Genomic DNA, 15,570 nt, shown 5'->3' on the forward strand with positions numbered 1-15,570 from the left:
ATCGTTGGGAGAGCAAGTACGATATGGTCTGGTCGGCGCCGGCATGATGGGCGTCGAGCATATCAACAATCTGGCGATCACGCCGGGCGCGGTGATTACGGCGCTGGCCGATCCGACCGCGACGTCGATCGACTGGAGCCTGAAGGCGCTGGGCGACAAGGCAGGGGCCGTGACGAGTTTCGACTCGGCCGAAGCGCTGGCGAAGAGCGGCCTGTGCGACGCGGTGATCGTCGCCAGCCCGAACTACACCCACCGCGCGGTGCTGGCGCCGTTGTTCGATGCGGGGCTGCACATCCTGTGCGAGAAGCCGATCGCCACCACGATCCCCGATGCGCGCTGGATCGTCGAGCAGGCGGAAGCGTCGGACAAGGTGTTCTGGACGGCGATGGAATATCGCTACATGCCGCCCGCCGCCGAATTCATCCGGGAAATCCACGACGGGCGCATCGGCCGGTTGCAGATGCTGTCGATCCGCGAACATCGCTTCCCGTTCCTCGAAAAGGTCGGCGACTGGAATCGCTTCAGCCGCAACACCGGCGGCACGATGGTCGAGAAATGCTGCCATTTCTTCGATCTGATGCGGCTGATCACGCAGAGCGAGGCGGTGCGGGTCTATTGCTCGGGCGCGATGGACGTGAACCATCTCGACGAGCGGTACGGCGGCGAGACGCCCGACATCATCGACAACAGCTATACGACGGTCGATTTCGCGAATGGCGTGCGCGCGATGCTCGATCTGTCCATGTTCGCCGACGGGGCGGAGAATCAGGAGGAGATCGCAGCGGTCGGCGACCGGGCGCGGCTCGAGGTGCTGATCCCCGAAGGCGCGATCGTGCATTCGCCGCGCGTCGGGTTCCGCAATGCCAAGCAGGCGACGCGCCGCGTGGTCCATACCGACGAGACCGCGCTGAACGCCGGCAGCCATCACGGATCAACCTTCTATGAACACCAGAAGTTCAACGCGGCGGTGCGTGGGCAAGGCAAGGTGGAGGTGACGGCGCGCGACGGGCTGATGGCGGTGGCGATCGGCACGGCGGCGGAGATCAGCGCGCGTGAGCACCGCGTGGTGGAAATGAGCGAATTGGGCCTTTGAGACGAAGCGGGGCTTTGCCGTGGCAAAGCATGATTGCGCTGTCAGAATGATAATGAAAATAATATCCCATCGATCGAATGGGATTTCAGTGGAGGGAAGAATGAAAGCCTTGTATTTGTCCGGCGCGGCCTTGCTCGCGTTGATCGCCGCACCTGCCTTCGCGCAGGTTGCCCCCGCGCCTGCCGCCGCCGAACCGGCGGCGGATGATTCCGCACCCGGCGAGATCATCGTGACCGCGCAGAAGCGCAGCGAGCGATTGCAGGACGTGCCGGTCGCCGTCTCGGTCGTGTCGGGCGATGCGCTGGCGGCGCAGGGCAAGGTGAGCCTTGAGGGCGCGCAATATCTCGTCCCCACGCTCAACTTCCTCAAATCCGGCACGACGCTGAACCAGTCGCTGTTCCTGCGCGGCGTCGGCACCGCGACCTTCTCGATCGCGGGCGAACCTTCGGTCTCGACCGTGGTGGACGGCGTGGTGTTCGCGCGCGCCGGCGAGGCGTTCGGCGATCTGGTCGATATCGACCAGCTGGAAGTGCTGCGCGGGCCGCAGGGCACGTTGTTCGGCAAGAATGCGTCGGCCGGCGTGATCAACATCATCTCGAAAAAGCCGACGCGCGAGGCGGGCGGCTATGTCGAGGCGGGCTTCTTCACCAAGAGCGAGTTCCGCGGCCGCGCGGTGCTGAACCTGCCGCTGGGCGATAACGTGCGGTCGCGCATCACCGGTTTCTACAACAGCTGGGACGGTAACATCTACAACACCGCCGTCAACAAGACGGTCAACGGCTTCAAACATTATGGCGGCCGCCTGCAGATCGAGGCCGACCCCACGCCGACGCTGAAGCTGAGCTTCATCGCCGATTATCACCGCAACAACGATAATTGCTGCGCCGAGGTGATCGCGACCGCGCCGATCGTCACCGCGACCGGGGCGACGACCACCAACGCCTCCAGCGCCGCGCTGCCCACGCCGCAGGGCGACGAGACGCGACAGATCGCCCAGAATCTGATCACCGCGACCAAGGAAACCGGCTACGGCTTCTCGTTACAGGGCGACCTGGAACTCGGCGAACACACGCTGACGTCGATCACCGCCTATCGCGATTACAAGAACACCGAGATCCGCGACGGCGATTTCCTGCCCAATGCCTATGTCGGCTTCAACCAGCTACACGATTTCGGGCCGCAGACCGGGCATACGTTCAGCCAGGAACTCCGCATCGCGTCGCCGGCCAAGCAGTTCATCGAATATGTCGTCGGCGCCTATTACTCACGCGCCGTCAGCGAGCGCATCTTCACGCGCAACGACGTGGTCTGCAACACCACGCCCGGCACGACGCCAAGCCCGCTGGTGCCGTGCGGCAGCGCCGGGGCGCCGGCCTCGACCTTCCCCAGCGGCACGGCGGATTTCGGATCGACCTTCGACAACCTCGCCTTCTTCGGCCAGGGCACCGTCAACGTCGCACCGCGCTTCCGCATCATCGGCGGCCTGCGCTATTCGATCGATCACCTCGACGTGTTCCACAAGCGCGTCACGACGCTGGCCGGGCCGGGCATCAACGGCAATTTCGATCAGGGCGTCTATAATGGCGGCGCGGGTGGCGGCGTATCGAACGGCGTGCCCTTCACCGCCAGCACGAAGAACACCAACCTGTCGGGCAAGGCCGGATTGCAGTTCGACCTGTCACGCGATTCGACCGCCTATGCCAGCTATTCGCGCGGCTATAAGGGCCCGGCATACAACGTGTTCTTCAACCTGACCGCGACCGGCACCAACGTGATCGCGCCGGAAACGTCGGACGCCTATGAAATCGGCCTGAAGAACACGCTGGCCGGCGGCAAGCTGATCCTCAACCTCGCGGCCTATTACGCCAAATACCACAATTTCCAGGCGAACAACCCGGATCTGGTGGCGGGCGTGGTGGTGACACGCTTCACCAATGCCGGTGAAGTCTCGACCCGCGGCGTGGAACTGGACGCGATCTTCCGTCCGGTGCGCGATGTCAGCCTGTCGGGCGGCGTCGCCTATACCAATGCGCATGTCGACCAGTTCAACGCGCCGGCGGGCGCGGCGGTGGTACCATCGGGCACGCCGCTCGGCTTCGCACCGAAATGGAAGGGCAGCCTCGGCGCGGATTATCGTTGGCGCACGGGCGGCGCTTTCGATCTGACGTTCGGCGCACAGGGATCGTACCAGAGCAAGCAGCTGGCGCTGTTCGCGGCGGACGCGGTGCAGCGGCAATTGGGCACGATCAAGGGCTACGGGCTGGTCAATCTCAGCGCGGGCGTTACCTCGACCGACGACCATTATCGCCTGACCTTCCAGGTGCGGAACCTGTTCGACCAGAGCTTCGCCGCGGCGATCACCAATGGCGGGCCGGGCCAGGCCTATCGTTATCAGATCCCGCGCGATGCCGATCGCTATTACGGCGTGACCGGGCGGGTGAGCTTCTGATCTGAAAATCGCCCGCCCTGCCGATCGCGACAGATCGGCAGGGCGGGCGATCTTCAAACCCAGCGTCCTATCCAAACCATCCCGTCATCCCCGCGAAGGCGGGGATCCCGCTTCTTCCTCAAATTGCGGGGCAAGACAGCGGGATCCCCGCCTTCGCGGGGATGACGAGGGTAAGGTTTTTCGGCAGGCGGCGCCCTAACGCTGCATCTGTCGCAGCATCTCCATCGGCATCGTATTATGGGCGAGGTTGGACATGATCCAGATCGACCCGATCAGCACCAAAGCGACGATCAGCACGCCGAACGCCAGTGTCAGCACGTTGTTGGCATTGTCCGGCCCGGTCGTGATGTGCAGGAAGAAGACGAGGTGCACGCCCATCTGCGCCACCGCCAGCGCGATCAGCGCGACCGGCACGCCGGGGCCGTAGATCAGCCCCGATCCCAGCGCCCAGAAGGATGCGGCGGTCAGCAAAGCGGCCAGCACCAGCCCGATCACATAGCCGAGAATCCCTTTCGAGACCGATTGCGCGTTGCCGCCATCTTCTCCCGGAGCGAGATCGTCTCCGCTCCAGTCGCGTTCCTCAGGCCCGGTCATGCGTGCATCCCCAGCAGATAGACCATCGTGAACACCGCGACCCAGATGATGTCGAGCGCGTGCCAGAACAATGCGAAACAGGCGACGCGGCGCTGGATATCGTCGCGGAAGCCCTTGGCCTTCACCTGCGCCATCATCGTCGTCAGCCACACCAGACCGAGCGTCACGTGCAGGCCGTGGCAGCCGACCAGAGCGAAGAAGGCCGACAGGAACGCGCTGCGCCCCGGCCCGGCACCGTCCGCGATCAGATGCGTGAATTCGTACACCTCCAGCGCGAGGAAGCCTGCGCTGAGCAAGGCCGTCGCCGCCATCGCCGCCTGAAACCACGCCATGTTGCGCACGCTCATCGCGATGCCGGCCATGCCGCAGGCGAAGCTGGAGAGCAGCAGCAACGCCGTCTCGGTCGCGACCAATGGCAGTTCGAACAGGTCGCGCCCCGCTGGTCCGCCCGCCGTCTCGCCCGACAGCACGGCATAAGCGGCGAAGAAACCGGAGAAGAGGATGAAATCCGACAGCAGGAAGATCCAGAAGCCGTAGGCGACGACGATCCGCTTGGGGGCCGGGCCCTGTTCGCTGATCGGCACGGCATCGTCATGGCCGAGATTGTGCGGATCGCCGCGCTTCGCCGCGTGCGCGCTCATGCCGGAGTTCCGTCGAGGCCGAGCAGCTTCGCCTTGCCGGTGCGGCGATCGCGATCATGCGCCTCGAGATCGCGGGCGTGGATCTCGTATTCGGGATGGTCGCGCCAGGCGAATATCACGAACGTCGCCCATGCGCCGAGAAAGCCCAGCCCGACCATCCACCAGATGTGCCAGATCAAAGCGAAGCCCATGACCGTGGCGAAGAAGGCGCAGACCACACCGGTCGGTGAATTGCGAGGCATCTCGATATCGGCATAGTCCGGCAAATCGCTAAGCCGCTGCCGCTCGCGGGCCAGCGCCTTCACGCCCCAATAGGCCTCCTCGCCCTCGACGTTCGGCAGCACCGCGAAATTGAAGGCGGGCGGCGGCGAGGTGGTGATCCATTCCAGCGTGCGCCCGTCCCACGGATCGCCAGTGGTGTCGCGCAATTGCTCGCGGTTGCGGATGCTGACGACGATCTGCACGATCTGGCAGGCGATGCCCCCGGCGATCAGCAGCACCCCGACGCCGGCGACGATCAGCCACGGCTGCCAGCCCGGCACGTCGTAGCGCGCCAGCCGCCGCGTCATCCCCATCAACCCGAGCAGGTAGAGCGGCATGAACGCGACGTAGAACCCGGTGATCCACAGCCAGAAGGCGCGCTTGCCCCAGGTTTCGTCGAGCTGGAACCCGAACGCCTTGGGCCACCAATAGGTCAGCCCGGCGAACGCGCCGAACAGCACGCCGCCGATCACGACATTGTGGAAATGCGCCACCAGGAACAGCGAATTGTGCAGCACGAAATCGGCCGGCGGCACGGCGAGCAGCACCCCGGTCATCCCGCCGATCGTGAACGTGACCATGAAGCCGACCGACCACAGCATCGGCGTGGTGAAGCGGATGCGGCCGCCATACATCGTGAACAGCCAGTTGAAGACCTTCACCCCCGTCGGCACCGCGATGATCATCGTCATCACGCCGAAGAAGCCGTTGACGTCGGCCCCCGCCCCCATCGTGAAGAAATGGTGCAGCCAGACCATGAAGCTGAGGATGCAGATCGCCATCGTCGCCAGGATCATCGAGCGATAGCCGAACAGGGGTTTGGCGGAGAAGGTCGAGACGACCTCGCTGAACACGCCGAACGCCGGCAGGATCAGGATATACACTTCCGGATGCCCCCACGCCCAGACGAGGTTGACGAACATCATCGGATTACCGCCGAGTTCGTTGGTGAAGAAATGGAAGCCGAGATACCGGTCCAAAGTCAGCATGCCGAGCGTCGCGGTGAGGATCGGGAAGGCCGCGACGATCAGCAGGTTCGCCGCCAGCGCGGTCCAGCAGAACATCGGCATGCGCGTATAGCCCATGCCCGGCGCGCGCATCTTCAGGATCGTCGTCGCGAGGTTCACCCCCGACAGCAAGGTGCCGACCCCGGAGATCTGGATCGCCCAGAGATAGCAATCGACGCCCACCCCGGGCGAGAAGCGCAGTTCCGATAGCGGTGGATAGACCACCCAGCCGGTCTCCGCGAATTCGCCGATCACCAGACTGATGTTGATCAGCAGCGCGCCGCTCGCCGTCAGCCAGAAGCTGACCGAATTGAGCGTCGGGAAAGCGACGTCGCGCACGCCCAATTGCAACGGCACGACGAAGTTCATCAGCCCGATCATGAAGGTCATCGCGACGAAGAAGATCATGATCGTGCCGTGCGCGCTGAACACCTGATCGTAATGGTCGGGCGGCAGATATCCGGCATTGCCGTATGCCATCGCCTGTTGCGACCGCATCAGCAAAGCATCGGAAAACCCGCGCAGCAGCATCACTGCGCCGAGCAGGCAATACATCACGCCGATCCTTTTGTGATCGACGCTGGTGATCCATTCGCGCCACAGATACGGGAAGTATCCGGCACGCCACGTCCAGCCCAGAATGCCGAGGATGACCAGGGCGACGACGCCCGACGCGACCATCGGGATCGGCTCGTTCAGCGGTATCGCGTCCCAGCCGAGCTTGCCGAACAGGAGACTCGTATCCGTGCTCATTGCTGCCTGCCGTCCTTCGCGCGCTTTGCCGACAGCGTGCCGGAATCCTTGACCACCGCATCGAACAGGCCGGGTGCGACGGCGCGATACGTATAGGGTTTCACGTCCTCGCTATCCTTCAGCAGCGCGAGATAGCCGGCCCGATCGAGCACCGGCCCACCAGCCTTCGCGCCCGCGACCCAGCCGGCGAACTGGTCCGGCGACACCGCATCCATCCGGAACGTCATGCCGGAAAAGCCCTGGCCGCTGTAATGCGCGGAGAGGCCGCGATAGCTGCCCGCTTTATCGGCCTGCAGGTGCAGCTTCGTCTCCATGCCCGCCATCGCATAGATCTGCCCGCCGAGCTGCGGCACGAACAGGCTGTTCATCACGGTCGCGGAGGTGATGCGGAAGCTGACCGGCACGCCGACCGGCGCAACGACACGGTTGATGCTGGCGATACCCTGATCGGGATAGACGAACAGCCATTTCCAATCGAGCGCGACCACCTCGACCCGGATCGGCGCGGCTCTCGATGCGATCGGTCTGGAGGGATCGAGATCGTGGCTGCCGATCCACGCCACCCCGCCGAGGAAGATGACGACCAGAGCGGGCACCGACCAGACGAGCAGTTCGAGCCGACCGGAATAGGTGAAATCGGGGCGATATTCGGCGCGCGTGTTGCCCGCGCGGAACCACCAGGCGAAGGCGAGCGTGGCGAGGATCGTGGGCACGACGATCGCCAGCATGATGGTCAGCGCATTCAGCAGCACCAACCGATCCCCCGCCCCGACCGGCCCGACGGGATCGAGCACCCCCGGCGCGCATCCGCCGAGCAGCAACAGCGGCGCTGCGGCCCAATAAAGTCCGGTACGGGAGGCGATCGGCGCGGTCACGCAGGCGATGCTACGCCTGCGTGCAGCGTCCGACCAGCGCGAAGGAATAGATGTGGGTCAAGTGAAGCGCTCTCCGCACTTTGGAGCATGACGACTTGAGACTGAACCATCCCTCTCTCCGTTCGTCCTGAGCTTGTCGAAGGACGTGTTGCAAGTACCGACCGGAGATTGTGGAACACGTGCTTCGACAGGCTCAGCACGAACGGTTCTATTTGAAATTATTGCGCTCTGACGCTTCCCCGGCGAAGGCCGGGGTCCAGTCGCGATGGCCGCAGTAACGAAGCGCAGCGGCAGTTCCCTTCTGTCGCGCGACTGGGCCCCGGCCTTCGCCGGGGAAGCATAGTTAAGTCACCGGGGAACATCGACTCACGGCCGATACACGCGCTCCACATGCCCCCGCAGATCGGCGCGCCGGAACAGTACCGGCTTCGTCTTGTGCGCCACGAACGACGCCGCCTGATCAGCATAATGCGGCGAATCCGGCCGCGTTGTCGCCGCGCCGTAGGGCTGGATCGAGGTGGACGAGACCTGCCCCGCCTTGTCCCACGCCATGAACATGATGAAGCTGTCGCCATGCTTCACCACCAGCCGGCCGTCCGGTGCCTCGTCCCAGGTCGAGGCCGCGCGCAGCACGTCCGGCGCGCCGTCCAGCGGCAGATCCACGGCATATTTTCCCGGCCCCTGCCGCAGGCGCAACACCGTGCCGAGCGGCGGATCGAGCCGGCCGAAATACTTCGTCAGATACGCCGCCGCCTTGGCCAGTTCCTCGCGCGGGTCCTTTTCGGGCTTGCGCGTGTAATGCCATGATTGGCCGGCGCGCAGCAGGATCGCGGCCAGCGCCTCGGCCGGGTTGTTGCCGTCGAACCGCCAGTTCCATTTCGCCATCAGCGCCTTGGCCGCGATCAGTTCGCGGTCGCCCTTCGGATCGACCGTTGCGACATCGTCATACCAGCGCGCCGCCCAGCTCAGCTGGCTGACCCCGGTATCGTATTTGATCCGGTGCAGATCGGCGTCGCTGATCTTGCCGTCCAGCCCCATCAGCTCCACCGCGCGCGTGCCGCGATTGGTGGTGTCGGTCTCGATCCCCAGCAACGGCGACCAGTCCGCCGGATTCATCTCCGATCCCGCGCCCGCCGCCTGGAACGGCGTGTTGTTGGCGTTGACCAGAAAGCCCGAGGCCGGGTTCACGTTGCGCGGTACGCTCGACCACGGCACCGTCCCCGCCATGAGATCGCGCGACGTATCGCCGGGCAATACCTGCCGGTAATTGTAGCCCGGCTTCCGGTTGGGGAAGCTGGCATTGTAGAAATAGGCGATGTTGCCCGCCGCATCGCCGTAGAGGAAATTGGTCGCCGACACGCCCTGGATCGCCAGCGCCTTCTGCCACTGCGCGAAATCGGTCGCGCGGGTCAGGCGGTAATATTCCTCGACCATCCGCACCTGATCCGCGCCGCCATAGCGCATCGCATAGGCGCCGCTCTTGTTGACGATCACCGGCCCCTGCACCGCGCGGTAGACGGTCTTCGGGACGGGCAGCACGAACGGCCCGAATTTGACGTGCAGCCAGACGCGCGTCGCCTCCAGCGGCAGCGACTTGCCATCGAAGCGGTAATGCGTCCCGTCCGGCTCCATCGCCAGTTTGTAGACATCGACCAGATCGGGCCGGTTCACCGTGTTGGTCCAGCCGAGATGCTCGTTATGGCCCAGCACCGGGAACGGCACGCCGGGGAAGGTCGCGCCGGCGAAGTTCCAGCCGGTGCCCGAATGCACGACCAGCTCGTACCATGCCACCGGCCCCTTCCACGGCTGATGCGAATTGGAGACGACGCGGGTGAAGCCGTCCGACGAGCGTTTCGGCGCGACGACGAAGGCGTTGGAGCCGTTCATATTGCCCTCGCCCGCCGCATCCTGACCGGCGGGGAGCGCGGCGGGATCTGGCGAGTCCGGCGTCGGCCCGGCGCTTTCCTTCGGCAGCGGCGTGTCACCGGAGAGCGCGCCGAGCACCTGATCCAGCCCGAAGAAGAACGGCGTCCGAAGCACGAAGCCGGTCGCGATGTCGCGCCCGTCGACCGGGAACAGCTTGCGCAGGCGAATCTCGCCCGGATGCCTGTCGGCATAGTGGTTGAGGCCGGAGGCGTAGCCGTCGAGCAACGCGCGAACATCGGCCGGCTGCTTGTCGTAATCCCGGTCCACCGTCGCGCGCGCACCGAGCAGGGCCAGCGCGTAATCCACCTTCGCCCCGTCCGCGCCGGTCAGCGCCCCAAGCCGCCCGCGCGACATCGCGATCGCCTCCTGCAGGGTGGAGAAATCGTCCTCGGCATGGGCATAGGCCACGCCGTAGGCGACATCCGGATCGGTCTTGCCGAAGATATGCGGCACGCCGAAATTGTCGCGCGCAATGACGGTGTCGTAGCGGTGCGGCGGCGGCGGCGCGGGGGTCGTGGCCGACAACGGTTCCCACACCATCAGGCCGATCGCGACCAGGATCAGGAACAGCGCGAAGCCGAGCAGAGCATTGCGAAGCTTGCGCATCATTTTCCTCACCTATTTTCTACGGTGGTATGCCTCCGTTGCCGCCCTGTCGACCCGCCCGATCCGTCACCCCGGACTTGTTCCGGGGTCCACTGCGCGGCAAGCTAAGCGCAAGAGGCTCTGCCGAAGTCCATGCGGCTTGGTGACCCCCCCGGAACACGTCCGGGGTGTAGAGAGATGGATGCATCGCTTGTGTGACGAAAATATCACACTACATTCCGGTTTCACAAACAGGGCTGAGCATGAACATCGAGAAATTCACCGATCGCGCCAAAGGCTTCCTGCAAAGCGCGCAGACCGTCGCGATCCGCATGAGCCATCAGCGCATTGCGCCGGAGCATATCCTGAAGGCGTTGCTCGAAGACGATCAGGGCATGGCGGCGGGACTGATCTCGGCCGCCGGTGGTGACGCGAAGAAGGCGGTGACCGAGACCGATCTCGCTCTGTCAAAGATTCCGAGCGTGTCCGGCGGCGGCGCGCAACAGACGCCCGGCCTCGACAACGACGCAGTGCGTGTGCTCGATTCCGCCGAGCAGATCGCGCAGAAATCGGGCGACAGCTTCGTCACCGTCGAACGCCTGCTCGTCGCGCTCGCGCTCGCCTTCGGCACCGCCGCCGGCAAGGCGCTGAAGACGGCGGGCATCACGCCCGAGGGCCTGAACGCGGCGATCAATCAGGTGCGCAACGGCCGTACCGCCGACAGCGCGGGGGCGGAGGACAAGTTCGACGCGCTGAAGAAATTCGCCCGCGACCTGACGCAGGCGGCGCGCGACGGCAAGCTCGATCCCGTCATCGGCCGCGACGAGGAAATCCGCCGCACGATCCAGATCCTCGCGCGCCGCACCAAGAACAATCCCGTGCTGATCGGTGAACCCGGCGTCGGCAAGACCGCGATCGCCGAAGGCCTCGCCTTGCGCATCGCCAATGGCGACGTGCCCGATACGCTGAAGGGCCGCCGCCTGATGTCGCTCGACATGGGCAGCCTGATCGCAGGCGCCAAATATCGCGGCGAATTCGAGGAGCGGCTGAAGGGCGTGCTGGACGAGGTGAAGGCCGCCGAGGGCGACATCATCCTGTTCATCGACGAGATGCACACATTGGTCGGCGCGGGCAAAGGCGAAGGTGCGATGGATGCGTCGAACCTGCTGAAGCCGGCGCTGGCGCGCGGCGAACTGCATTGCATCGGCGCGACCACGCTCGATGAATATCGCAAGCATGTCGAGAAGGATCCGGCGTTGCAGCGCCGCTTCCAGCCGGTGTTCGCCGACGAGCCGACGGTCGAGGACACGATCTCGATCCTGCGCGGCCTGAAGGAGAAATACGAACTGCACCACGGCGTGCGCATCACCGATGGCGCGATCGTCGCGTCGGCGACGCTGTCGAACCGCTACATCACCGATCGCTTCCTGCCCGACAAGGCGATCGACCTGATGGACGAGGCCGCCAGCCGCATCCGCATGGAGGTGGAGAGCAAGCCCGAGGAGATCGAGAATCTCGACCGCCGCATCATCCAGCTGAAGATCGAACGCGAGGCGCTCCGCCGCGAGAGCGATGTCGCATCGCAGGAACGGCTCGTCACGCTGGAGGGCGAACTCGCCAATCTCGAACAGCAATCCGCCGAACTGACCACGCGCTGGCAGGCGGAGAAGGACAAGATCGCGTCCGAAGCGAAGCTGAAGGAACAGCTCGACGCCGCGCGGCTCGAACTCGAACAGGCGCAGCGCGCGGGCGATCTCGGCAAGGCCGGGGAACTGTCCTACGGGCGCATCCCCGGGCTGGAAAAGCAATTGGCCGACGCCGCTGGCGCAACCAAAGGCGCGATGCTGCGCGAAGAGGTCACCGCCGACGATATCGCCGGCGTCGTCAGCCGCTGGACCGGCATTCCGGTCGATCGCATGCTGGAGGGCGAGCGTGCGAAGCTGCTCGGCATGGAAGAGGCGATCGGCAAGCGCGTGATCGGCCAGGCGCAGGCGGTGCGCGCCGTCTCCACCGCAGTACGCCGCGCGCGCGCCGGATTACAGGAGGCGAACCGGCCTTTGGGCTCGTTCCTGTTCCTCGGCCCCACCGGCGTCGGCAAGACCGAACTGACCAAGGCGCTGGCCGAATTCCTGTTCGACGATCCGAGCGCGATGGTGCGCATCGACATGAGCGAATTCATGGAGAAGCACGCCGTCGCCCGCCTGATCGGCGCGCCTCCGGGCTATGTCGGGTACGAGGAAGGCGGCGTGCTGACCGAAGCCGTCCGCCGCCGCCCCTATCAGGTGATCCTGTTCGACGAGGTCGAGAAGGCGCATGGCGACGTGTTCAACATCCTGTTGCAGGTGCTGGACGACGGCCGCCTGACCGACGGGCAGGGCCGCACGGTGGATTTCAGCAACACGCTGATCATCCTGACGAGCAACCTCGGCAGCCAGTATCTGACCGGGCTGGCCGATGGCGAGGACGTGTCGAGCGTGGAGCCGCAGGTGATGGACATCGTCCGCGGCCATTTCCGCCCGGAATTCCTCAACCGGCTGGACGAGATCATCCTGTTCCACCGCCTCGGGCAAAGCGAGATGGCCCCGATCGTCGACATCCAGGTGTCGCGCATCGGCAAGCTGCTGGCGGATCGCAAGATCACGCTCGACCTGACGGAGGGCGCGCGGCTGTGGCTGGGGCGGGTCGGCTATGATCCCGTCTACGGCGCACGGCCGCTGAAACGCGCGGTGCAACGCTACCTGCAGGACCCGCTCGCCGACCTGATCCTGCGCGGCGACGTGAAGGACGGCGCGACGGTGCGGGTGGACGAGGGCGATGGGAAGCTGGAGCTGGCGACGGAGTGACCGGAGCGCCGGTCTCGCGGCGCTATTTCCGATATTGCCTCCTTTGGCGAAATTGACGAAACAGCATGGCGTCGCGATCTGCCGTCGCGCGGCCGGCATGGAATCGGATATCGCATGCGTCTCGACGAACCCTTGTTACGCCTGCCGCTCCGCTTCGATGCCGGGGCGTTGGCGGCGGAGATCGCCACTCTCCCCCCGGAAGCCTGGGTCGCGCACCCGGACAAGCTCCCCGGCAACGAGGCCGTTCGCCTGGTCACCCCGGGCGGTGCCGCAGTAGAGGGCGTATCGGGCACGATGGCACCGACCCCATATCTGCTCCGCTTGCCTTATGTGATGACGGCAATGGCCGCGATCGGCGCGGTGTGGGGCCGGGGGCGATTGATGCGCCTGAGCGCGGGCGCCGTCGTGCCGCCGCATGTCGATACGAATTTCTATTGGCGCAAGCATGTGCGCATTCACGTGCCGATCGTCACCACGCCCGACGTGCTGTTCAGTTGCGGCCATCAGACCGTGCATATGGCGGCGGGCGAATGCTGGATCTTCGACACGTTCTCGTCGCATCACGTTCGCAACGGCGGCAGCGATGCCAGGGTGCATCTGGTGATCGATACGGTCGGCGGCGAGTGGCTATGGGATCTGATCGAGCAGGCCCGCCTGCTCGGCCCCACCGCCGATCCCGCAAGCTACCCGCTGCTCGCCGCCGGCGACGCACCGACGCGCGAACTGGCGTTCGAGCGCGACGACGGCACGACCGTGATGTCGCCGTGGGAATTGCGCTACCATGTTGCGTTTCTTGCCGAACAGGCGCGACCGCATCCGCGACTGGCGACGATAATGAAGCGCATGGAGCGTTTCGTCGCCGGCTGGAGCGGAATATGGGCGAGCTATGGCGCTTCGTCCGAAGGCGCTCCCGCCTATCGCGCGCTGATTGCCGCTCTGGAACGCGAACTGCCGGGGCTCGGCGGGCAAAGCCTGATGTTGCGCAATCAATTGCCGCTGTATCGGCAGGTGACGGAACTGCTGTTCACCGCCAAGGCGTCCTTGCCCGCTGCCGTTCCGCTCCCTGCGACGGCGCAGAGACGCGCATCTTGAGCACGAATGCAGGCGATTTCCGCCGCCGTTTCGACCGCCCGATCTTCATCGTCAGTTCGCCCCGCTCCGGATCGTCGTTGCTGTTCCAAACCCTGGCGCGGGCGCCGGACGTCTTCACGATCGGCGGTGAAAGCCACCAATTGATCGAGGCGTTGCCGGGCCTGCACCCACGCCTGCGCGGATGGTCCTCCAATCGCCTCGATGCCGCCGATGCGACGCCGGCGCTGGCCGAGGAACTGTCGCGTCGCTTCTATCTGTCGCTACGCGACCGCAAGGGCCACCCGCCGACCGGGACGGTCCGACTGATCGAAAAGACCCCCAAGAACAGTCTGCGCGTGCCGTTCCTCCACGCCGCTTTTCCGGACGCCCGCTTCGTCTTCCTGTATCGCGATCCGCGCGAGACGCTGTCGAGCATGATCGAAGCCTGGACGTCTGGCGGCTTCCGCACCTATCCCGCTTTGCCGGACTGGCCTGCGCCGCCATGGTCGTTGTTGCTCGTGCCGGGCTGGCGCGCGCTTGCCGGGCGACCACTGGCGGAAATCGTCGCGCACCAATGGGCAACGACGATGACGTGCCTGCTCGACGATCTGGAAACGCTGCCCCCCGCGCGCATCCATGCCTTGTCGTACGACGCGCTGCTCGCCGCTCCGCAACGCACCGTCACCGTCCTGTGCGACGGACTCGAGCTTGGTTGGGACGCCACGCTCGGCGATACGCTGCCGCTATCCCCGACCGTCGTCTCGCAGCCGGCGCCGGAGAAGTGGCGCCGCGATGCCGACGCTATCGCGGCCATCTGGCCAATCGTCGAGGCCGCCGACGCGCGAGCGCGCGCCGCGCTGAAGCGTTACGCGAGATAATTTCCGGATCAGCCGATCCGGCGCGCCTTCATCGACGGGCCGCCATCGACGCTCATCTTGTAACTGCCGAGCGCAGCACGCCTGATCGTCAGCGTCGCGCCCGGCTTCGGGCTGCGGCCGAGCATGATCGAGTCGATCTGCTCCCAGCGCGCACCGTCTTCCAGCGTCAGCACCCAACCACCATCTCGGTTCTTGCTGACGGCGCCGATCTTGCCGACGATCTCCTTCACTTCTTCCTGCTCGACTTGCTTGCGCGGATCGCCGTCCTTGTCGCCGCCACCGAAGATCGACAGGCCGGGCAGGCTGAAGCCGAACAGACGGCGGCGAGTCTTCTTCACCTCTTCCCGGTCGAACGCGACGACGTCTCCGCTGGCCCGCGCGGCATCGAGTTGCGCGACACTTGCGTCGAAACAGGCGAGCCGTGCCTTGTCATCGGCGATCGCACGGCAATCGACCACTTTCTGGAACGCCGCCGGCGCGCGCTCCTGAGCCGACGCGCCGGTGGGCGAAAATATCGCAACACCACTGAGGATCAACATCCTGGGCAACGTCTTGGGTCGTAGGACGGGCATCAGCGGCTCCTGCGGGACAGAA

The 15,570-nt window shown here is 65.3% G+C and carries 11 protein-coding genes; 5 read left to right on the forward strand and 6 right to left on the reverse strand.

The annotated features are described in order from the left end of the window. Positions 1 to 4 precede the first annotated feature (4 nt). Positions 5 to 1,093, forward strand: a complete 1,089-nt coding sequence (locus U1738_RS10155; RefSeq protein WP_332788941.1) for a Gfo/Idh/MocA family protein — start codon at positions 5 to 7, stop codon at positions 1,091 to 1,093. A 100-nt stretch (positions 1,094 to 1,193) separates the two neighbouring features. Further along, positions 1,194 to 3,542: a TonB-dependent receptor gene (locus U1738_RS10160; protein ID WP_332788942.1), complete on the forward strand. Its 2,349-nt coding sequence runs from the start codon at positions 1,194 to 1,196 to the stop codon at positions 3,540 to 3,542. Positions 3,543 to 3,737: 195 nt separating this feature from the next. Here the strand turns inward: U1738_RS10160 and cyoD are convergent, their stop codons facing one another. From cyoD to U1738_RS10185, 5 genes are all read right to left on the reverse strand, one after another. Next, a complete protein-coding gene (gene cyoD, locus U1738_RS10165) occupies positions 3,738 to 4,136 on the reverse strand; it encodes a cytochrome o ubiquinol oxidase subunit IV (RefSeq protein WP_332788943.1) in 399 nt (132 codons plus the stop codon). Beyond that, a complete protein-coding gene (gene cyoC / locus U1738_RS10170) occupies positions 4,133 to 4,777 on the reverse strand; it encodes a cytochrome o ubiquinol oxidase subunit III (protein ID WP_332788944.1) in 645 nt (214 codons plus the stop codon). The genes cyoD and cyoC overlap by 4 nt, the downstream gene beginning before the upstream one ends. Continuing rightward, positions 4,774 to 6,798 (reverse strand): cytochrome o ubiquinol oxidase subunit I, encoded by a 2,025-nt coding sequence (gene cyoB, locus U1738_RS10175; protein WP_332788945.1) that lies wholly within the window; start codon positions 6,796 to 6,798, stop codon positions 4,774 to 4,776. The genes cyoC and cyoB overlap by 4 nt, the downstream gene beginning before the upstream one ends. After that, positions 6,795 to 7,673, reverse strand: coding sequence for a ubiquinol oxidase subunit II (gene cyoA, locus U1738_RS10180; protein WP_332788946.1), 879 nt, complete (start codon positions 7,671 to 7,673; stop codon positions 6,795 to 6,797). Before cyoA ends, cyoB begins: the two co-directional genes overlap by 4 nt. A gap of 366 nt (positions 7,674 to 8,039) precedes the next feature. Next, positions 8,040 to 10,205, reverse strand: a complete 2,166-nt coding sequence (locus tag U1738_RS10185; RefSeq protein ID WP_332789203.1) for a penicillin acylase family protein — start codon at positions 10,203 to 10,205, stop codon at positions 8,040 to 8,042. 242 nt (positions 10,206 to 10,447) lie between these two features. Here U1738_RS10185 and clpB point away from each other — a divergent pair, with 242 nt between their 5' ends. From clpB to U1738_RS10200, 3 genes are all read left to right on the forward strand, one after another. Beyond that, a complete protein-coding gene (gene clpB / locus U1738_RS10190; RefSeq protein ID WP_332788947.1) occupies positions 10,448 to 13,027 on the forward strand; it encodes an ATP-dependent chaperone ClpB in 2,580 nt (859 codons plus the stop codon). A gap of 114 nt (positions 13,028 to 13,141) precedes the next feature. Beyond that, on the forward strand, positions 13,142 to 14,119 hold the full coding sequence (locus U1738_RS10195; RefSeq protein ID WP_332788948.1) for an aspartyl/asparaginyl beta-hydroxylase domain-containing protein: 978 nt from the start codon (positions 13,142 to 13,144) through the stop codon (positions 14,117 to 14,119). After that, positions 14,116 to 14,976, forward strand: a complete 861-nt coding sequence (locus U1738_RS10200) for a sulfotransferase family protein (RefSeq protein WP_332788949.1) — start codon at positions 14,116 to 14,118, stop codon at positions 14,974 to 14,976. Before U1738_RS10195 ends, U1738_RS10200 begins: the two co-directional genes overlap by 4 nt. An 8-nt stretch (positions 14,977 to 14,984) precedes the next feature. Here the strand turns inward: U1738_RS10200 and U1738_RS10205 are convergent, their stop codons facing one another. After that, positions 14,985 to 15,548 carry a hypothetical protein gene (locus tag U1738_RS10205; protein WP_332788950.1) on the reverse strand — a complete coding sequence of 188 codons (564 nt, stop codon included), beginning with the start codon at positions 15,546 to 15,548 and terminating at the stop codon, positions 14,985 to 14,987. Positions 15,549 to 15,570: the final 22 nt, after the last annotated feature.

The sequence above is a fragment of the Parasphingomonas caseinilytica genome, from assembly GCF_036663755.1.
GTDB lineage: Bacteria > Pseudomonadota > Alphaproteobacteria > Sphingomonadales > Sphingomonadaceae > Sphingomonas.